The following is a 19,357-nucleotide window of genomic DNA, read 5'->3' on the forward strand; positions in this document are numbered from 1 at the left end:
TGGTCGGGGAGACAGGATTCGAACCTGCGACCACTTGAACCCAAATCAAGTGCGCTACCAGACTGCGCTACTCCCCGACGGCGGAAATAACTGATTTAAACGAACCAAGACCATAGAAGCTTTCGGCTTAAAAATCAATAATATAGCTGAGAAAGATCTTTGCTTTGTTTGTCGGCAACGTGGGGTTCCAAAAGGTCTTGGTTTCTTAAAAAGCCTTTTTACTTAGTCTCAATAAAACTCTAAAATAATCAGTATGTTCAAATACTTATTCATGACTCTCGTGGGGTTTTCAAGTTCGACATTCGCACAACAGGCTCCGGGGCCGCAGCCGCTGCAGCTGACAGATAAGAATGCCAATACTGATATTTTGTATCAATTGGGTGGCGGCGCTCGAATGCGTTATTGGTGGTACGATAATGGATCTGCAGGTGCACTTCCTAACGAGGAAGACACTTCCGAAGTCACCCATCGCTTGCAGCTCGATTTGCGCTTGGACAAGGGCGAATACTTTCAAACTTACTTTCGAGCCATCAATGCCGGTCTTTGGGGAGATAACTCCGATGAGCGCAATCAATTTCTCCTCCAACAGGCGTGGGGGCAATGGCATGTCACGGATTTTTTAAATTTAAAATTCGGTCGGATCGCCTTTGAAACTGGGCGAGGTCTCTCGTTTGGCGCCAATGAATGGGAAGACGTCCCCACCTATTACGATGGCTTCGCCACGCTCTTTGATTGGGACGTGATGGAACTATCCCTCTATGCTTTGAAGCAAAAAGAATTAGATAAGGCTCCCAATTCCGTCGCCTCCGATCCCGAAGAGATCCATTACATGGTCGATGTGAATTTTAAAGAACTCTCCGATATGATCAGCATGGCCGATCTGAGTTTTGTCCAAGTGATGAGTGACGTAGGGCAAATCCCTGGAACCACACTTCTCACTCAAAAACAAAGAGTGCAACGCTTTGGTTTTGACGTGGTCGTGACCGGAGTTTACTTCGAGATCGGCAACACGCTCCATTACATCACCGGGTCTCAGGATGCAGGCACTGGTACGGGTGAAGTGAAGGTGAAGCAAATTATGCTGGATGGAGAATTTAAATTCATCTACCCCGATTGGAATCAGTTTCAGTTGTGGGCGGGGTATCACTACGACACAGGTGATGATAACGGTGCTGACGACACCAACACGCAATACGAGCCGCTCAATTACAATCTTCACAACAATGCCGGCCGCTTGGACTTCTTTAAGTTTGGAAACCTTTCGTATTTGCGCAGCGGTTTTTCGTTTAATTTTGGAACCGATTATTTCGTCGGAAGTGAATTCTTTTTATTTCAAAAAACCGATACCGCCGGCCAAAATTATCTCGAGCGGGGAGTGGCGAAGGCACAGTTTGATAGTAAAACTTTAAACTTTGGTGCCAGCAAAGATCTGGGACAAGAGTTAGATGTTTGGTTTGGAAAAAAATACCCCAGCGGAGTTCACATGGAATTGTGCTTTACGACGTTGATTCCCGGAAAAGCCATGGACACCGCCTACATCGTTGCCAGCAACACCTTGCAACCGATGGATGACACCATCTATAACCTTTATTTCCAGTTAGGTATGTTCTTCTAATGGGGGTAAAAGAGTTTATCGAATCCATTCCCAAGATGTGGCTCGGACCCATCGTCGTGATTATTGGGATCGGTTACTTTGTCCTGCAAGAAAAACCTGTGACTATTTGTGAAATTCAATACGATATTTTTAAAAAAGAAAACGAAAAGTACCTTTTTGGCGTTAAGAGAAAGGGTGTCACCCACAAGCCAGTGATTCTCACAGACATTGATAAGTGTATGGAGGCAAATTCCCCGGGCGGCTGCTATGACTGGAGCGAAGGACTTAAACTGAGCCTTCACTCCCTCCGCAATCTTCCCAGTGAGTGTGGTCATAAGTTGGACGGATCAACTCTCGGGGGAGTCACTATTCGGGCTCTGTTAGAAAAGTCGGCATGGCTTTATAGTCAGATCTCATGGAATGAGGCCGCCATCGCTCGCGCTGGACTTTATAATTGGCTCGACACCGATGACATTGCTAACTTTTGTCGTCTTCGCCATCAGTATTTAAGATTGATTGGGACTGAAAAGTGGACTGCTCTTCAAGCGGGCCTGCTCACCAATCTGACCACCGAAAAAAAGATGGATCAAAAAGCGGCCTGGCCACGAACGATTCTGTCTCATAAATGTCCTTAACCTTGGAGTGAGGAAATGAAAAATGTCGCAATTCTTGGAGCATCCAACGATCCGGGCCGTTACTCCTACCGCGCTTTTCGTGATTTGCAGTCCTATGGCCACAAAGTATTTCCGGTCAGTCCTAAATTGAAAGAGCTCGAGGGTGTTGAGGTTTACCCAGAGCTCAAAGACCTGGCGAGTCCCATAGATACGCTCACGCTCTATGTTGGTCCGGCCCTCTCCTCAAAACTCAAAGATCAAATCGTAGCACTTAAGCCCAGCAGAGTGATCTTTAATCCGGGCAGTGAGAATCCAGAAGTCGCGAGAGCTTTAGAAGCGGCAAAGATTGAGTTTGTCGAGGCATGCACCTTAGTCATGCTCCGTTTGGGGCAGTTTTAATATGCACCCCATCGAGACACATAAGGCGTCACTCACTGGGCAAAGTCTGCCACTGAGTGGATCCCTGTAGAAAAGTTTAGTTATATGCCGCATAAAAGCCGAGTGGTCTCTGTTTAGAATGACCCTATTCAAATTAAGGATTATTTTTAAGTTATGAAGACATTATTCCAGAGTTTCGGCCCCGGCGAAGCCCCATCCCCTGTACGCTCTTTTTTTCGAATTATTTTTACCGAAAAAGAGAGCCTCAAATCGATTCTCTATCTTGCGATCGGCATTAACTTTTTTCTGCTCGCCATTCCGATTGGGATTCAAATTTTAGTGAATCATTTCACAATGATGATCTACCAACAACCGACGGTGTTTATTCTGATCTTTATTGCGATCTTCCTCGCGGGCGCGGCGATGATGAGACTCCTTCAGTTTTACTTTTTCGAGCGCTTGCAGCGTCGTCTGTTTGTCGATACGGCGGCACAGTTTGCAGAGGTGGTTCCTCGGATCTCCCCAGAGCATTATAAAAAGACGCGACCCGCAGAATTGGTCAATCGCTTCTTTGAGGTCGTCACATTGCAGAAGACAATGTCGGCCGCTCTTCTCCATGGAACCTCCTTCATCCTTCAAATCACCTTCGGCGTACTTCTGATTAGTATTTACCATCCCGTTTTTATCGTGTACTCGGTGCTCCTTGTCGCGAGTTTTTATTTCGTGTTTTTCATCATGGGGAAAGGGATCATCGAGGCCTCTCTCAAGGAATCGAAGGAAAAGTACAATGTGGCCTCATGGCTCGAGGAGATTGCCGATCTCCCCGAAACTTTTCGCTCCCGTGCGACCCGTGTTTTTGCTGGTGAAAAAAATATCGAAAACATCAGTAAATATTTAGGCTATCGCGAAAAGCGATTTAAAATTCAGTTAAGACAGGCCGCCGGTCTTTTGGTCATTCAGGTGGTTGCGAGTTTAGTGGTTCTGGCTATCGGGGGTTACCTGGTTGTCAGTGAAAAGATGACTTTAGGGCAACTCGTGGCGGCCGAACTCATCGTGACCGGAATATTGCAGTCCCTATTTAAGTTTATGGATGTTTTAGACTACTGGTATGACACCATTGTGGCGATTCAAAAGATCGAGGAAGCGTTGAGCGTCCCTCTGGAATCCACCTCGCCCACTCCGTTACAGCGCGTGGACAGTCACCACTGGTCTTTCCAAAAGGTGCAACGTAAAGATTTAGCACTGAAAAATAAATTTTTCGAAAGTGTCTCCATGGATATTCCTGCTGGCAGTCGCACCGCCATTCTAGCGCCGGATGGCACCGGCAAATCCGCGTTGATCAATATGATGGTTTCTCTTTTGGATAAAGATGAAGGCGTAATTCAAGTGAACGGAGTCGAAGTGAGCCACCAAAACTTGGCTCATCTGCGCGACCAAGTGATGATTGTTCGTCGGGTTGAAATCATTTCGGGTACGATCGAGGACAACATCAGTTTTGGAAATCCCCTCACGCCCGAAGAAATTTACAAAGTCTTAGATATCGTTGGACTAAAATCCACCGTGGATATGCTTGAAGATGGCATCAATACCGTGCTTTTTATCGATGGAAGACCGTTATCCACCACGCAGTCGCGTTTACTTATGATCGCTCGGGCATTGGTCACGCGTCCTTCCACACTCATTATTGATGGACTGTTTGATGCGATGGAGGAAGAAGTTTCGACTCCGTTGCTGAAACGGCTTATGGATAAGAGTAACACTTGGACGCTCATTGTAGCGACCAACAAGCCACACTTGGCTCGACTGCTCGATCAGACCATTGATTTGGGGGTAAAATCATGAATTACTCCATGAACAAAAAAATTGAACATTGGACGCAAGATCATCCCATTTGGTTACGATGGGCCCGTCGCGTGGGTTACATCATTCTCGCGATCCTTTTTTCGCTCCTCTTTATCCCGTGGATGCAGACGGCGACAAGTGAAGGACGAGTGATCGCGCTGGCCGCCGGAGAGCGGCGTCAGGATCTTTCAGCTCCGGTCGAAGGCCGAATTCTTAAATGGTACGTGAATGAAGGCGGGCAGGTTAAAAAAGGCGACAAAATCGTCGAGCTCGTGGATAACGATCCGCAGATTCTCGATCGCTTAGAACGTGAGCGAGATGCTCTCCAAAAGAAATTCGAATCTATCGAAATCTCAAGAAAAACGTCGGCGATCAATGTTCAACGGCAAAAGACATTGTTTGAGCAAGGCCTAAGCTCTCGTCGTCAGTACGAACTGGCGAAGATCGAGCTCGCAAAACTCGAATCGGACGAAGCCGCCTCTCTCGCAGAAATGTCTCGTATGGATGTGAAGTTCTCCCGCCAAGAACAGCTGCTCGTGACGGCACCTGCCGATGGAACATTGGTGCGCATCCTTAAAAATGCGAACGGCGGAGTGCAGTTTGTCACCGCGGGCGAAAAGCTTGCGATCCTCGTTCCGGAGACGTCGTCGCGCGCCGTGGAGCTTTGGGTGCGCGGGACGGACATGCCTTGGGTCGTGCTGGGGCGTCGAGTGGCTTTGCAGTTTGACGGTTGGCCGGCACTGCAGTTTTCCGGTTTGCCAGGACTTTCTGTGGGAACATTTTTTGGTGAGGTGAATCTGATCGACGCACTTGATGACGGCCAAGGAAATTTCCGCGTCCTCGTCACCCCCGAAAAAGGCACCCAGTGGCCACCACCCCATTTTTTAAAACAGGGCGTAAGAACGTTGGGCTGGATCATGTTAGGTGAAGTGAGTTTAGGTTTTGAAGTTTGGCGGAAATTTAACGGCTTCCCGCCATCGAATCTCCCGGTGTATCAGCCCGGGTATTTAGATGGAGAGGATTACAGTGCTCCTAAAAAGGGAAAAAGTTCCTCCGGGGATAAAGACGAAGGCAAATGATCTATCCATTTTTATTTTTCTTTTTAACGACACACTCCGCGAATGCGATCACGTCTCAGCAAGTGATCGAAGATGTGGCCACACAGTTTCCTCAGCTTCAAATGTCCAAGATGGACATCGAGGCCGCAGAAGGCGATTACACGGCGGCTCGAGGGGCCTTCGATATTTATATCCAAGGTTCTTACACGGACGAGCAGGGGGATTATAATAACGATTATTTCAATGCCAAGATCGTAAAGCCCACACCCCTCTTCGGCTTAGATCTCTTCGGTGGCTTTCGCCGAGGTGTCGGTGATTTTGCAGTTTACGACGGCAAATACAAAACTTTAGACGAAGGGGAGTGGAGCGTGGGCGCGCGTTTGCCTCTCTTGCGAAATTTTATGATTGATACGCGGCGAGCGACGGAGCGTCGAGCTCGCATCGGTGTCGAAGCTCGTAAGTTTCAATTAAGGCAAACCGAGCTTGAACAGTTCCGCCAGTCTCTCCACCGCTACTGGGACTGGGTGTTCTCACTTCATCGATTTCGAGTGCAAAAGAATTTATTAGAGGTCGCCCAAGCAAGAGACAACTGGCTCGCCAAAAGAGTGAAGCACGGTGATATCCCTCGCTTCGAACAAGACGACAACATGCGAACGATTTTAGCGCGCCAATCGACGCTCCTTTTGGCGGAACAGCAACTGGAAGTGGCCACTGCCGAGTTTCTTTATTTTATCACAAGCGAAGAGTTAAAGTCTCAAGTATTACGAACTCACGAGCCCGTTCAGATCAACGAGGATACCGAAGGCCTGTTGATGCGAAAAAGTGGTGAGGAACTCCTGAGTATGGCCAAAGCCAATCGCCCGGATTTTAAAGTCTTGGATGCGCAGTTGGAGCAGAATCAGGTGGATGTGGACTTACAGAGTAACCGCTACTGGCCGCAGTTGGACATTTCAGCGCAGTATTCAAAAGATCGCGGCGTGGGTCCGGCAAATTTAGATGGTGAAAATCTCGAAGCCACACTTACGTTTGAAGTTCCTTTACAATACCGAGCTATCGCTGGTCGCGTGAAAGCTGTAGAAAGCCAGGGACAACGCTTGCGCTTTCAACAGCAGCTCCTTCAACAAAGAATTATTGCCGATCTGAAAGCGCAAAAGAAGCAGCTGGAAGTTTCCAATCAAAGACGAAAGCTCGCGCAACAGGAGCGCGAACTCGCTCACCGTTTGGAAGAGGGAGAGCGCTTACGGTTTCGCCAAGGCGAAACCAGTATCCTTATTGTGAACCTTCGAGAGCAGGCCAGTGCCGAAGCCGAAATTCGCTGGATCGAAAGCTCGATCGAGGCGATTAAAAATAAAATCACCCTGCAAACCTCAATTGGAGAGATCCCCCTCCGGTAGTCCTGGGATTTTTCTAAGTTAGAGCGAAAGCACTTCGATCTTTTGCCAGCCTTTAGGATTCACATGTCCTATGAGGCGAAACTGTGGATCTTTCTTATTAATGATTAAAAGCGTAGAAAAGAACCCTTCGCCGTTATCTGCAAAATCCCACTCTTGGGGATTAAGACCGAAAATTGAAAGTTTTTCTAAAAGTGGACCTGTTTTTAGTTTTTGAGCTGCACCCATCGTTTCCTCCATCTCGCGCTCTTTGCGCTGATGGTGTCGGATATAGCAATGAGGAGACCAACTCTCCGGACAAAATAAGAGGATTAGAGCTGCGAAATCCGGATAAATGTTCGAAAGATTGGACTAAAAATCTGGAATCCGAACGTATTGGGCAATAAAAAAGCCTTGAGGGTGTCTCAAGGCTTTTTAGATCTTTCAGCGTATGTACGTCGGATTAAAACGTAAAAGGCTTTGGAGAGATGGATTCTGGCATTCCGAAGTCGTCATAAGAACGAGTTCCCATCGGAAGGAGAGCCAAATTGCGAGCTTTTTTAACTGCCGCAGCGAGTTTTTTCTGCTGGTTGAGGCTGAGCTTGCTGATGCGAGCCGGAGTGATTTTTCCGCCCTCAGATACGTAGCGGCTAAGGCTGCCTGGATCTTTATAATCAAAGACATGGTCACCTTTAAGGTCCGTGCGGTATTTGCTACGAATCGTCTTACGTAAAGAGCTATTGTCGACGCCGCCGTCTTTAGAATCTCTCGAATCCCGTGAGTCCCGAGAATCTCTTGAATCTTTAGAATCCCGTGAGTCTCTGTTGTCTCTATTCATCATTAAAGGCTCCATTTTCTACTTGAGAGGCTAAACTAACCCCAAGTTCACTGTGGTTTCAATTACCATCTCATTGGACTCATTTTTAATAGTTTTATTAAAAATAAGCGATTACCAGTTAATAACCGTGAGAAGGGTAACTTTATACGCAAAAAGGGGGTTGCCATCAAGCATCTTTTTGGCCTATATACTTCTTTTTACCGCATTTTAACGGCTGGAGGATATCGTGGCACGTTGTGAACTGACTGGCAAAGGCCCAGTAGTAAAAAACCTAGTGAGCCATTCTAACATTAAAACGAAGTTTAAGGCTTTCCCTAACGTTCAAAAGAAGAAGTTCTTTAGTAACGCTTTAGGTGAGTTTGTAACTCTTAAAGTAGCGACGAGCGCGATTAAATCTCTCGAGCATTTTGGTGGTTTTGATAAGTTTATTTTAAATCAAGACAACAAAAAATTATCACCTCGTGCGATGACGGCGAAAACTCGAATCATCCGCAAAATCGCTGGTGGCGCAAAGAAAGCGGCGAAAGGCATGTCGACGGGAGCTAAAGTTGCAGTAGCGGCAGCAGCCGGTGCGGCAGTGGTAGCGGCGGCGGCTGGAGTTGCAATGGCTGCAAGTTCTGCGGCGACTAAAGGTAAAAAAACAGCTGCGAAAAAAACAGCGACTAAAAAAGCAAAAGCTTAATTAAACGGGTTGGAATATGAAAAAGTTGAAAATTAAAAAAGGCTCTACAGTTAAGGTCATCACAGGAAGCGACAAAGGTAAAACCGGTTCTGTGATTGAAGTTGACGCGGCAAAAATGCGCGTTAAAGTTTCGGGTGTTCGCATGCAAACAAACTTGGATAAAAAAGAAAACACTTTGGTGAAAACTGAAGGGTATATTGATTATTCAAATGTTCAATTGATGGAAGCCGCAGCTAAGTCGACAAAGACCAAAGCAAAAACTAAAAAAGCAGCCTCTAAGTCTAAGTAATCTCTGTGAGCCAAAAACTAAAAGTTGGCCTCATTCCAATGACATCCACCGATCGCGTGGATGTCAATTTATCGAAAATCCTTGAAGCTCTCGAAAATTTCGAAATGCCAGATCAGCGTGTGGATCTCGTCTGTCTTCCAGAAAACACGTTCTATTTTAATTTTAAAAGTAAAATAGAACCCCGGGACGTGATGACCCTCGAGCACGAGGCTTTTAAAACTTTAGAGGCGTGGTCTAAAAATTATAAGACCTCGATTCATGTGGGTGGCACTCCGCTGTCCATCGACGGCGTTGTTTATAATGTTTCGGTGCTTATTTTTCCCGGAATGACTTCGCAAGTGGTTTATAAAAAAATTCATTTGTTTGATGTGAATGTCGAAGGGCGTCGAGTTTCGGAGTCGGATTCGTTTGAGCCGGGCGAAGAGTTGGCGATCATCGACATCAATGGTTGGAAGCTGGGGCTTACGATTTGTTATGATCTGCGGTTTGCAGAACTTTTTGTGGGTTATCACCGGCAGCAGGTGGATGGAATTTTGGTTCCGTCGTCTTTTCTGGTTCCCACCGGGAGGGCGCATTGGTCGACGTTATTAAAGGCTCGAGCCATCGAAACACAGTCTTTCATTATCGCCTGCGCGCAAGTTGGAACTCATTCAAGCCTTCTTGTCCCCGAGGCGCCCTCGAAAGAAACCTGGGGTGAATCCGTTGTTTTTGAGCCGTGGGGCCAGAGACTGGCCGCCAGTGAAACTTTCGATCAAACCTCTGCAGGAGTTCGTCGGCCTCCTTTTACGGCCGAGTTAGATCGGACCTTGATCGAGCGTGCTAGGCAACAAATTCCTCTGCTCTCTCACCGAAAATTGCGATTCTAACGAATACCGATTTAGGTCGGATTTCTATTCTTTCCCGATTTGTTAAACTTAAAGACTATGAAACATATTTTTGTCGTTATCGTTGGTTTGAATCTTTTGACTTCGTGGGTTTTGGCTTCAGAAGCGAAGGTGGAAAGCATTATTAATCCCGAAATGATGAAGATCGACACATGGGCGGAGCCGGTGTTTGCGATGGCGGCCGAAGTTCCAAGGGAAGTGGCCAGTCAGGAAAAACCAGAAGCTGTGGAGATCGGCCCCACGCAATATCTCGAAGTGCGCAAAGAAATTCCAGCCTCTGAGCCGTCTCTGCCGCGCAGCTGGGTCGAACATCGTATCCTCAACGATCGAGGCGAATAGTCTCTCGGATCTCTCACTGAAAACGAATTGAATTTTGGCTCTATTTATCGTTAAATACGGCCATCATTTCGAGGAGTTTTAATGTCGGAGATTCAGCCAGATTCATTACCAGAAGTTACAAGAGAAGAAATGGAAGTTGATGTCGTCATCGTCGGTGGCGGTTCGGCGGGGCTCTCCTGTGCCATTCGTTTGCATCAGCAGGTGGCAGAGCACAATCAAGCCATTGCGGAAGGTAAAAAGCAGGGTGAACCCCTTGCAGATCCGATGATCGTTGTTTTGGAAAAAGCGGCAGAGGTCGGCGCTCATTCGCTTTCGGGCGCAGTCCTTAATCCGATGTCGTTGAAGGAACTTCTTCCCAATTACAAAGAGCTGGGCTGTCCGATCAATACCGAAGTCACTCAAGAAGCCTTTTATTATTTAGGCGAGACGATGACCTTGAAAAGTCCAATTGTTCCTCCTCCTTTTCACAATAAAGGAAATTACCTCATCTCCATCGCTCAATTTAACCGTTGGTTGGGACAACAGGCTGAACAGCGCGGGATCAACGTCTTCGCAGGATTTCCTGCGGTGGAAGTTCTATTTGATGGCGATAAAGTGGTGGGCGTTCGCACAGGCGATCGCGGCGTTGGAAAAGACGGGAAGCCCAAAGAGAATTTTGAGCCCGGAATGCTTATTAAATCGAAGCTGACTATTTTTGCCGATGGCACTCGCAGTCCAATCTTTAAGCGCATTGCTGAGAAATTAAATTTACGTGAAGGCCGAAACGCAGAATCCTTCGAGCTCGGAGTTAAAGAAATTATTCAAATGCCGGCGGGAACTGTAAAGCCCGGTCAGGTGATCCACACACTGGGTTTCCCTCTCAAAAACAGCGTGGGAGGTACGTTCATATACACTCTCACTAATGATCAGATCGTTGTTGGAATTTGTGTGTACTTGGATACGCCGGATCCGATGCTCGATGTGCATCGAGAACTTCAAAAACTAAAAACTCATCCCTTTATGCAAAAGCTTCTTAAGAACGGGCAGGTGATCAGCTACGGTGGAAAAACTCTTCCTGCGGGCGGGTGGTTCTCTATGCCTAAGCTTTATCATGATGGAATGATGGTTGCCGGTGACTCGGCAGCTATGGTGGATGTTAAAAAATTAAAAGGAATTCACTTAGCGATGAAGGCGGGAATGTTGGCGGCCGATACTGCGGTGGAGGCGTTGGCGAAGAATGATTTTTCTTCCGCAACTCTTAAGGCCTATGAAGATCGGGTGAACAACAGTTACATTAAGAGTGAACTGTGGAAGACACGAAATTTTCACCAAGCATTAAGCAAAGGAGTTTTTGCCTCTTTGCCCGAGATCCTCCTCCAAGAGATCACTGGGGGACGAGGCCTTGTCGCCCGTCGCGAAAACCATCACAAAGATTATCAAACGACGAAGAAGGTTGCGGAAATCTATGGCGATATGGAGAAAGCGAAAGCTCAAAACACGCTGCCTCCACCGGACGGCAAACTCTTCTTTGATAAACTGAGTAGCGTTTATATGTCGGGCTCCCTTCACGATGAGCACTCTCCCAACCATTTAAAGCTCCAAGATGGGAATATCTGTGCGGATATCTGTCATCCCAACTACAATTCGCCGTGCAATCATTTCTGCCCGGCGAACGTATACGAGATGGTGCCTGAATCGCCTGATTCGGATCGCAAAAAATTACAAATTAACTACACCAATTGTGTTCATTGTCAGTCCTGTGATATCAACTGTCCTTTCGATAATATCGATTGGTCTTTACCCGAAGGGGGTGGGGGCCCACAGTATAAGGATCTATAGGTTAAATTATGCCAAAATTTGTTGCGGTAACGTCTCCTGGCCTTACCGAAGTGTTGTTTGAAGAGCTCAAGAACATGGGGCTCAAAGTTCTCCGTGGAAATCAAAGCAGTGTGGAGTTTGAATCGAACTGGGAAGGTTGCTACCGTGCCAATCTTTCCTCGCGAACTGCAACACGCATCCTTCTCCCGATTTTAGAATTTCCTGCATACAATCCTGACGATATTTATCACAATATTCGCAAACACGATTTTACCAAATACATTAATCCTGATGGATTTATGTGGGTCGATGCTAAATTAGATATGTGTGCGATCAAAGATCAGCGTCTTCTGGCGATGAAAGTCAAAGATGCTGTCGTCGATCAGTTCCGCGAAAAGTACGAAGTTCGTCCCACGGTGGAAAAAGACCGTGGCCTTATTCTGTATCTTCGTGGTTTTAAAAATAATTTCGTGGTATCGATCGATACCTCGGCCCCCACGTTAAACAAGCGTGGTTATCGTAAAGAGGCCACCGAAGCTCCTATCAAAGAAAACGTAGCAGCAGGTCTTATCGAGATCACCGGCTGGAACGGTGAGCTTCCTGTGATCGATCCCATGTGCGGTTCGGGAACTCTTTTGATCGAAGCAGCTCTAAAGTATCTCAAGCGCGCTCCGGGAACATTGCGCCGTCACTTTGCAGTTCGTGGTTTAAATACTTTCCAAAAAGAAACTTGGGATAAAGTCGTCGACGAGATCATGGACCAGGAGATCGAGCTCCCGGAAGACGGGGAAAAGATCATGTTCTATGGCTACGATGTGGATCGCAAAGCGATTTCCGTAGCGAAGGTGAACGCCCGCGAAGCCGGTGTAGATCACCTGATCAAGTTCGAATGCCGAGATATCGCCGATCTTAAGCCTCCCGTGGAGAAAGGCATCATCATGACGAATCCTCCCTATGGAGTTCGCGTGGGTGATGAGTTCTTCCTCCAAGAAACTTACAAAAACTTTTCGTACGCTCTAAAGAACCACTTTAAGGGTTGGGAAGCCTGGATCCTCTCGGGAAATAGCGAACTGACTCAGCATCTCGGCATGCGGGCCGAAAGAAAATTCCCCGTAGTCAATGGCGGGATCGACTGCCGCTGGATTCACTATAAAGTTAAGCCTTAGGTTAGAATTAAAGCATCGGAACTTTTAGATTCATCCAGGAAATGTCCGGAGGGTGCGCCGATACTTTTTGAGAACTGGTGCGGCATTTCTCTTTTTTGGGTACGCCGATCCTTTTCGAGGTTTTTTTTGCTGCGGTGGTTCTCAAAAAGTATCGGCGTACCTGCCGGATTTGGATTAGGATTGGGGGATGAGGCTGATTAGTTATGCGGAGTTGGATCTTATTGTCGAGCGGGGGCAGGAATTTATTGGGGATAAGGTTTCCGATATTATTTTGAGTGAAGACAAGTTGATGATTGGGTTTTCGGGGTCTTCACGGTGGATGACTCTCGTTCCTGGAGGGAAAGTTCCCATTTTGATTTTAAGTGATCGGAATCCCCTGGGTCTTAAAAAGCAGATTAAACCGCTCTATCTTTTTTTAAAGTCCCATTTGATGGGAAAGAGTTTGGTGTCCCTCGAGCGCCGCAAGGGATTTGGTCGCATCGTCGATTTCAGCTTTGAGGACCGCGACGGAGAGTCGATTTCCATAGAAGCGATCCTGATTCCTCCGGATGGCAACATCACCGCGAAAACTAAAACCGCTGGAATCAGTCTTCATAAACCGCGAGACATTGTTCCTGTGGAAGAGAAAGCCATGCCACAAGAGGTGAGAACTCCCGATCAAATCTTTGCGCAGTGGCTGGATTGGCGCGCGCCTTCGATTAAAACAGAACAATATTTTTCGAGCACCTCCGCCGAAGAACGCCAGGCAAAGATTTTGAGATCTTTAGACGAAAGCATAAAAAAAATAAATCAGGATCCCGCTCGCGAGATTGCTGATGGGCTCAGTGAGCGGCGATTGCTCGAGGAGCTTCCCAAAGATTGGGAGGCCTTTGTCGATCGGAAGAGATCAGTGAATGAAAACATCGAAGAGCTCTATGCGCGGGCCAAAAAAAATAAAGTGAAACTCCAGGGTTTAGAGAAGCGTCGCATGGATCTCTTAAAAGAACCCCTTGCGATATCACCCAAACGACAGGGCTCGCAAAAGCCGGAAGAGAGTCTTCTCAAGGACGCCAAGGGGAGAACTTTTAAGATTTCCGAAGATGTTGTCGCCTATATAGGCAAGTCCGCCGAAGACAATCTCCAGTTATTGAGGAATGCGCGGCCCTGGCATCTTTGGGTGCATGCCAAAGATTTTCCGAGCAGTCACGGCGTCATTCGTATTTCCAAAAATGCCGAGGTCGCTCCCGAGATCTTGCGACAGGTGGGTCAATGGATTTTAGAGCAAACCTTAAGTGAAAAAGTCCTTAATGATTGGAAAGGGGTGAAATGCGACTTTGTCGTCTGTCCCGTTCGTCACGTCACTCCTATAAAAGGTGATAAAAAGGGCAAAGTGACATTTAAAAACGAAACCACGTTTCGATTTATCGTCACTTAGCGCTGCACACCTTTGATGCACCCTCACAGAGGTCCGTGCGGTTGACCTCGTCTGGAACTCGCGCCACGATATAAGAGTGATTAAAGTCCAAAACCTTTCTAAAAAATATGGTCCGCACACCGCTCTTGAAAACGTGGAGTTTACAATTCCCGACGGAAAAGTCGTTGGTTTTTTAGGACCCAACGGAGCAGGCAAATCGACGACGATGAAAATCCTTACAGGTCTAATGAAGCCCACTACGGGTTCCGTTTTATTAGATGGTCACGATATCTCCGAGAACCCCTTAGAGGTTCAAAAGCGCATCGGCTATCTTCCAGAAATTCCTCCGCTGTATGACGACATGACAGTGAGAGAATATCTTAAATTTGTTTGTGAATTAAAACAGGTCGAAAAGTCTAAAATTAAAGAGTACGTCGAAGACACCATATCAAAAGTGAAGCTGGGCGAGGTGGCTCATCGATTGATCGCAAAACTTTCTAAAGGTTATAGGCAAAGAGTGGGATTAGCCCAGGCCATCGTTTCGAAGCCTAAGTTTGTGATTCTCGACGAACCGACATCGGGCTTTGATCCTCAGCAGGTCAGTGAGTTTAAAAGTTTAATCAAATCTTTGGCGGGTCAGTGCACCGTTTTTCTTTCGAGTCACATTCTGGCCGATGTGGAATCCATTTGTAGCGAAATTATTGTTCTCAATAAAGGACACGTGATCGCCCAAGGGAGTTATACCGACATTCAAAAGAAGTGGAAACAAAGGCATCAGGTTCGTGTGCAGGTCGATCGCCCCGCTCCGGATTGGGATAAAGCCTTACAGAGCATCGATGGTGTGACGGGCGTACGTGTTTCCGAAGATGGAACAAGTGTTGTGATTGAGCATACAAAAGACGATGTCACTAACGAAGTCCTGCAGCTCGCCATGCAGCACGGGCTACGTATTCTCAATGTGGATAATCAAGCTCAGAATTTAGAAGAGCTTTTCTTGGATTTAACCAAAAACAAAGAAAGTGCGCCGTGATAGGAACTTTAGTCAAAAAAGATCTGGCCCATTTTTTTCATCGTCCATTAATTTATTTTCTGGCGGGCCTTTGTACGTTGATTTGGTCGCCCATCTACGTCTATTCGTTTGGGGTTTTTTTGACCCAGATGGTGTCCTCGGTGAATGTCGGTCATGAAAATCTTCTTTCCTTCCATGACCGAGTACTTATCGAGTTCTTTTATTTGGTGAACTTTATGCTTTTACTATTTAGCAGTGCGGTCACCATGAAGCTCGTAGCCGAAGAAAAGAAAAATAAAACGTTCGATCTTTTAATGACGAGTCCGGTGACCTCTTGGCAGATCGTCGCGTCCAAATTTATATCCGGTTATATTGTTTTGGCTTTTTTGGTTTTCATCTCTTTTTTGTATCCCCTCACGACGTCGTTTTTAGGAGAATACGATATGTATTCCATGATGTCGGGCTATTTGGGTTTGCTGCTGCTCACCGGTCTTTACGTGGGTTCAGGATTAGTGGCCTCCTCATTGACGGAATCACCATTGATCTCCTTTATCATCGGCTTAATGTTGAACCTGTCGCTTTGGTTTGTCGGCAGTATTGGTTACGAGCTCACGGAAAACGAGACGCTTAAGTTTTTATTTGAAGCGATGAATCTAGAGCTTCAGTTTAAAGCCTTAGTCTACGGAGTGATTCGCTCATCCAGCGTGATGTTTTTTGTGAGTGTTTCGGCGTTTTTAACCTTCATTGCGTACCGTTTAATCGAAGCGGTGAGGTGGCGCTAATGCAAAGAATTATCAGCCGCATGTTCTTTTTTATTTCTCTCGCCTTTGTCCTTATGGGCTTGTTTACGCTTTTGGTTTTTTCAACCTTAGACGTTACGACCATTTTCTTCTTTGTCGCGAGCGCCATATTCTTTATTTTATTTGTTCTCTTAGACTTTAAACATCTCATGGGGAAGTTTAAGAATCGCACAGCTCGGTGGAGTGGGCTCGAAGTTCTCAAGGCCCTGGTGCTGGTAGGGGTCGTTCTTTCGCTGAATGGGCTTGCCGCTAAATATCCGATCAAGTGGGATGTGAGTCCTCATCGTGTTCACACACTTTCGGCATTGAGTAAGAAAGTGGCCAAGGAATTTAACGACACGGTGGAATTCAGTTACTTCTACGTTCCCAGTTCCGAAAAAAAGGACTTAGAGGATCAGGTGTCCCTGATTGTTCACAAGTACCAGGATGAAAATCCTAAAATTCGTTTGAAGAAAATCAATGTCCTTAAGAATCCGGCGGAGGCCCAAGCCTTCGGTTTGCTCAATCAGGAAGAAGGATTTTTTGTCACTTATAAAGAGCGTCGAGAGCGCTTCTTTAAGAGTGATGAGTCCAGTATGACTCAGGCTTTAATCCGTTTGACCAAGGGGCGGAAAACCATTTATTTTTCTCAAGGCTTTGGCGAGGGATCGCTGGAGGAAAAGAAGGGTCGAGGATACTCGGATCTCGCCAAAGAACTCGATCGCTTGTTTTTTAGAGTGGACACGATTCAGCTCGATACCGAAGTCCTTCCCGAGGATGCGGCGGCTTTGGTCACCACCGGGGCTGAGCGTCCGTTTACTGAAAAAGTTCAAAATAAGATTGTCGACTTTTTTGAAAAGGGCGGGAGAGTTTTACTAGCGCTAGATCCTATGGTCGATCCGCAGGAGCAGTTGCTCAAGCGCTTTGATCTCGCGGTCAAAAAAGGTGTCGTTCATATGGACGAGAATGAGCTCACAGGATCGGGATCACATCTCGTTTCCGGGATATTGGTGCGAGACAAACTGTCTTTCTTGCAGCACGTAGATAATGAGTCCGTGGCTCTTTTCTACATTACATCGGCACTCCAAATCATTAAGACCGATCGCTTTACCATCACACCTCTGATTGTAAGCCCAGAGAGCGCAGTTTTACGTTCGGGCTTTACGAATAAAGATAAGGAATTGGAAAAAGGTGCCTTTGCTCTTTTAAATATGGTTCAAGAGGGTGAGAAGCCGGGGCGATTACTTGTCAGCGGAGACGCGGACCTGTTTAGCAATCAGTTTTTATATCAACATCTCAATCCGAGCATAATGTTTATGGTCTTTAATTACCTGTCGAACGAAGAGCAGTTTTTAATCGCTCCTCCCAAAAAGACCAACGAAAAGTTTTTAGTGACAGAGACAATGTATAAACTCTATCTCGCTTTTTTTATCATACCGATTCCGATTTTCTTTTTTGCGATGGCCAGCTTCCTAGCGCTCCGTCGCCGTTGGTTGTGAGGTAAACAATGAGTCAGATTATTTCACCCACTCGCTTTGATTTGGCCGGTGGGACCGTCGATATGTGGCCACTCTGGGCGATGATGGGTGGTGGGGTGACGATCAATGTCTCCATTGATATTCAGACCTACAGTACGTTGGAAGTTCTAAAAACTTCACAGATCCATATTGAATCGCCAGACCTCAATAAGAGTTGGACGTTTCAAAATCTCGATGAACTTTTATCGAGCGAAGATCCTCACCTGTTGTTTTATCAGGCGCATCTCATGTTTTGGAAGCCTCGTTATGGCTTTCGCCTCAAAACCAAGTCCGAAAGCCCTGTGGGTGGAGGTCTCGGCGGAAGCTCGAGTTTGTCCGTTTCCGTTTTTAAATCTTTTATGGCGCAAGAGCAGAAGAAGTACTCGGATCTCGAAATCGTCACCCACTGTTCGAATATTGAAGCCTTTATTCTTAAAACTCCGACGGGAACTCAAGATTATTTTCCTGCCGTGACCGCGGGCTTACACATTATTGACTATGCATTGACGGGCGTCCAATCGACCGTGCTTCAGACTCATCAGTCGCACTTTAATGATCACTGCATGTTGGTGTATACCGGAAAAAGCCATCATTCCGGGATCAATAATTGGCAGGTTCTTAAAAAATTTATCGATGGAGATAAAATCACTATTCGCGCTCTCGAGGCTATTCGAGAGATCGGGCACGAGATGAAAACATTGTGTCTCGATTCCGCTTGGGGAAAGATCCCGGCTCTCTTCGATCGAGAATTCAAAGCCCGACTGCATTTGGCGGAATCGTTCATGTCCCCGGAGATTGAAAAGTTGAAGTCCCTCTCGGAGAAACACGGAGCTTTAGGTTTTAAGATCTGTGGGGCTGGAGGCGGTGGATGCGTGGTGATATGGTGTGACCCTAAAATTCGAAATCACATGGAAGAAATGGTTACCCAAAATGGCTTTCAGGTATTAAAAGCCAAAGCCGTATGAAACCCAAAAAGATCCCCTTTCATCGTTTTATTGGAATATCTCTCGCCGGAGGGAAGACGTCGAAAACGCAAATGGCGATCATCGACTTTTATCCGCTGGAGAAGAAAGCCTTTCTCACGCACACGTTTCGTGACATTGGCGAGGAGCACGATGTTTCCGCAGACACGCATCTTGTGAATTTGATCAATGCCCACAAAGGGAATTTGGAATCCATAGCGGTGGACGCTCCCTTGTCGGATCCTCCGGGCCTGAAGTCGCCGACCAATTGCCCCGGAGTTGAAAAGAGCGAGAACAAAGCCATCCGTTGGATGTGGGACTTGCATAAAAAAAATCACAAAGAGAAGAGACCCAATAAGATTTTTACTCCTTACACCGAGAGGTGCGTGGAGCAGTATCTTAGCTCGGAGGTTGATCCCTACTTTCCGATGGATCACGCTCTCGGAAGTAATCGAGCGCCGCTCTGGGCAAGGGTGGGTTACCTTAAAAAGCGATTAAATAAATTGAAATGGATCGAAGTTTTCCCTCGATTAAACATTTGGCGTATCGGTCGAGCCTTGAAAGTGAATAAAACTCCGCTCCAGTTTTATAAAAACGCGGTGGAGGGAGCGGACCATCGAGCCGTGATTCTCAATCGTTTTATGGATGAAGAGTGGCTGTTTATCTACGCCCAAGACGCCAAAAATATGGTTAAGGACGCCTCTCTTTTTGATGCCGTCTTCGCTGCTTTTACTGGTTACCTTCACTTTAAAAAACAGTGCGAAACTCCTCCCAAAAACTTCCCCAAAGGCGAAGGCTGGATTCAATTTCCCACAGAAAACTTCACCCAGGCCCTGTAAAAGGTAC

20 protein-coding genes and 1 tRNA gene are annotated in these 19,357 nt (G+C 46.6%); 18 read left to right on the forward strand and 3 right to left on the reverse strand.

Features of this window, described 5'->3' with window-relative positions:
• Window positions 1-77 (reverse strand) — tRNA-Pro (locus K2Q26_00015).
• A 176-nt stretch (window positions 78-253) separates the two neighbouring features.
• Here K2Q26_00015 and K2Q26_00020 point away from each other — a divergent pair.
• From K2Q26_00020 to K2Q26_00045, 6 genes are all read left to right on the forward strand, one after another.
• Window positions 254-1,615 carry a hypothetical protein gene (locus K2Q26_00020; GenBank protein ID MBY0313876.1) on the forward strand — a complete coding sequence of 454 codons (1,362 nt, stop codon included), beginning with the start codon at window positions 254-256 and terminating at the stop codon, window positions 1,613-1,615.
• Window positions 1,615-2,229 (forward strand): hypothetical protein, encoded by a 615-nt coding sequence (locus tag K2Q26_00025; protein ID MBY0313877.1) that lies wholly within the window; start codon window positions 1,615-1,617, stop codon window positions 2,227-2,229. The genes K2Q26_00020 and K2Q26_00025 overlap by 1 nt, the downstream gene beginning before the upstream one ends.
• A 15-nt stretch (window positions 2,230-2,244) precedes the next feature.
• Entirely contained in the window at window positions 2,245-2,607 is a 363-nt protein-coding gene (locus K2Q26_00030; protein ID MBY0313878.1) for a CoA-binding protein, read from the forward strand.
• A gap of 153 nt (window positions 2,608-2,760) precedes the next feature.
• The gene (locus tag K2Q26_00035) at window positions 2,761-4,428 is read left to right on the forward strand and encodes an ATP-binding cassette domain-containing protein (protein MBY0313879.1); all 1,668 of its coding nucleotides are present in this window, start codon (window positions 2,761-2,763) and stop codon (window positions 4,426-4,428) included.
• A complete protein-coding gene (locus K2Q26_00040) occupies window positions 4,425-5,507 on the forward strand; it encodes an HlyD family efflux transporter periplasmic adaptor subunit (GenBank protein ID MBY0313880.1) in 1,083 nt (360 codons plus the stop codon). Before K2Q26_00035 ends, K2Q26_00040 begins: the two co-directional genes overlap by 4 nt.
• Window positions 5,504-6,880 (forward strand): TolC family protein, encoded by a 1,377-nt coding sequence (locus K2Q26_00045; GenBank protein ID MBY0313881.1) that lies wholly within the window; start codon window positions 5,504-5,506, stop codon window positions 6,878-6,880. The genes K2Q26_00040 and K2Q26_00045 overlap by 4 nt, the downstream gene beginning before the upstream one ends.
• Before the next feature lie 18 nt (window positions 6,881-6,898).
• Here the strand turns inward: K2Q26_00045 and K2Q26_00050 are convergent, their stop codons facing one another.
• Together K2Q26_00050 and rpsR are read right to left on the reverse strand one after the other, a co-directional pair.
• Window positions 6,899-7,105, reverse strand: a complete 207-nt coding sequence (locus K2Q26_00050) for a hypothetical protein (GenBank protein ID MBY0313882.1) — start codon at window positions 7,103-7,105, stop codon at window positions 6,899-6,901.
• Window positions 7,106-7,319: 214 nt separating this feature from the next.
• A complete protein-coding gene (gene rpsR / locus K2Q26_00055) occupies window positions 7,320-7,694 on the reverse strand; it encodes a 30S ribosomal protein S18 (GenBank protein MBY0313883.1) in 375 nt (124 codons plus the stop codon).
• A 226-nt stretch (window positions 7,695-7,920) separates the two neighbouring features.
• On the opposite strand from rpsR, the gene rpmB reads away from it, so the two are divergent.
• The 12 genes from rpmB (at window position 7,921) to K2Q26_00115 (ending at window position 19,350) form a co-directional block, all read left to right on the forward strand.
• Complete coding sequence (gene rpmB / locus K2Q26_00060) at window positions 7,921-8,376, forward strand: 50S ribosomal protein L28 (GenBank protein MBY0313884.1); 456 nt, start codon at window positions 7,921-7,923, stop codon at window positions 8,374-8,376.
• A 16-nt stretch (window positions 8,377-8,392) separates the two neighbouring features.
• Entirely contained in the window at window positions 8,393-8,665 is a 273-nt protein-coding gene (locus tag K2Q26_00065; protein ID MBY0313885.1) for a KOW motif-containing protein, read from the forward strand.
• A 5-nt stretch (window positions 8,666-8,670) separates the two neighbouring features.
• A complete protein-coding gene (locus tag K2Q26_00070; GenBank protein MBY0313886.1) occupies window positions 8,671-9,531 on the forward strand; it encodes a carbon-nitrogen hydrolase family protein in 861 nt (286 codons plus the stop codon).
• Window positions 9,532-9,588: 57 nt separating this feature from the next.
• Window positions 9,589-9,888, forward strand: coding sequence for a hypothetical protein (locus K2Q26_00075; GenBank protein MBY0313887.1), 300 nt, complete (start codon window positions 9,589-9,591; stop codon window positions 9,886-9,888).
• Between the two features lie 81 nt (window positions 9,889-9,969).
• Window positions 9,970-11,706, forward strand: coding sequence for an electron transfer flavoprotein-ubiquinone oxidoreductase (locus K2Q26_00080; protein MBY0313888.1), 1,737 nt, complete (start codon window positions 9,970-9,972; stop codon window positions 11,704-11,706).
• 8 nt (window positions 11,707-11,714) lie between these two features.
• The gene (locus tag K2Q26_00085; GenBank protein MBY0313889.1) at window positions 11,715-12,851 is read left to right on the forward strand and encodes an N-6 DNA methylase; all 1,137 of its coding nucleotides are present in this window, start codon (window positions 11,715-11,717) and stop codon (window positions 12,849-12,851) included.
• Window positions 12,852-13,038: 187 nt separating this feature from the next.
• Complete coding sequence (locus K2Q26_00090; GenBank protein ID MBY0313890.1) at window positions 13,039-14,265, forward strand: hypothetical protein; 1,227 nt, start codon at window positions 13,039-13,041, stop codon at window positions 14,263-14,265.
• Between the two features lie 76 nt (window positions 14,266-14,341).
• Window positions 14,342-15,274: an ABC transporter ATP-binding protein gene (locus tag K2Q26_00095; GenBank protein MBY0313891.1), complete on the forward strand. Its 933-nt coding sequence runs from the start codon at window positions 14,342-14,344 to the stop codon at window positions 15,272-15,274.
• Entirely contained in the window at window positions 15,271-16,035 is a 765-nt protein-coding gene (locus tag K2Q26_00100) for an ABC transporter permease subunit (GenBank protein MBY0313892.1), read from the forward strand. The genes K2Q26_00095 and K2Q26_00100 overlap by 4 nt, the downstream gene beginning before the upstream one ends.
• Window positions 16,035-17,531, forward strand: coding sequence for a GldG family protein (locus K2Q26_00105; protein MBY0313893.1), 1,497 nt, complete (start codon window positions 16,035-16,037; stop codon window positions 17,529-17,531). The genes K2Q26_00100 and K2Q26_00105 overlap by 1 nt, the downstream gene beginning before the upstream one ends.
• Before the next feature lie 8 nt (window positions 17,532-17,539).
• Window positions 17,540-18,514 (forward strand): galactokinase, encoded by a 975-nt coding sequence (locus tag K2Q26_00110; protein ID MBY0313894.1) that lies wholly within the window; start codon window positions 17,540-17,542, stop codon window positions 18,512-18,514.
• Window positions 18,511-19,350 carry a DUF429 domain-containing protein gene (locus tag K2Q26_00115; protein MBY0313895.1) on the forward strand — a complete coding sequence of 280 codons (840 nt, stop codon included), beginning with the start codon at window positions 18,511-18,513 and terminating at the stop codon, window positions 19,348-19,350. Before K2Q26_00110 ends, K2Q26_00115 begins: the two co-directional genes overlap by 4 nt.
• The last annotated feature ends 7 nt before the right edge of the window (window positions 19,351-19,357 follow it).

The organism is Bdellovibrionales bacterium (genome assembly GCA_019750295.1).
Lineage (GTDB): Bacteria > Bdellovibrionota > Bdellovibrionia > Bdellovibrionales > JAGQZY01 > JAIEOS01.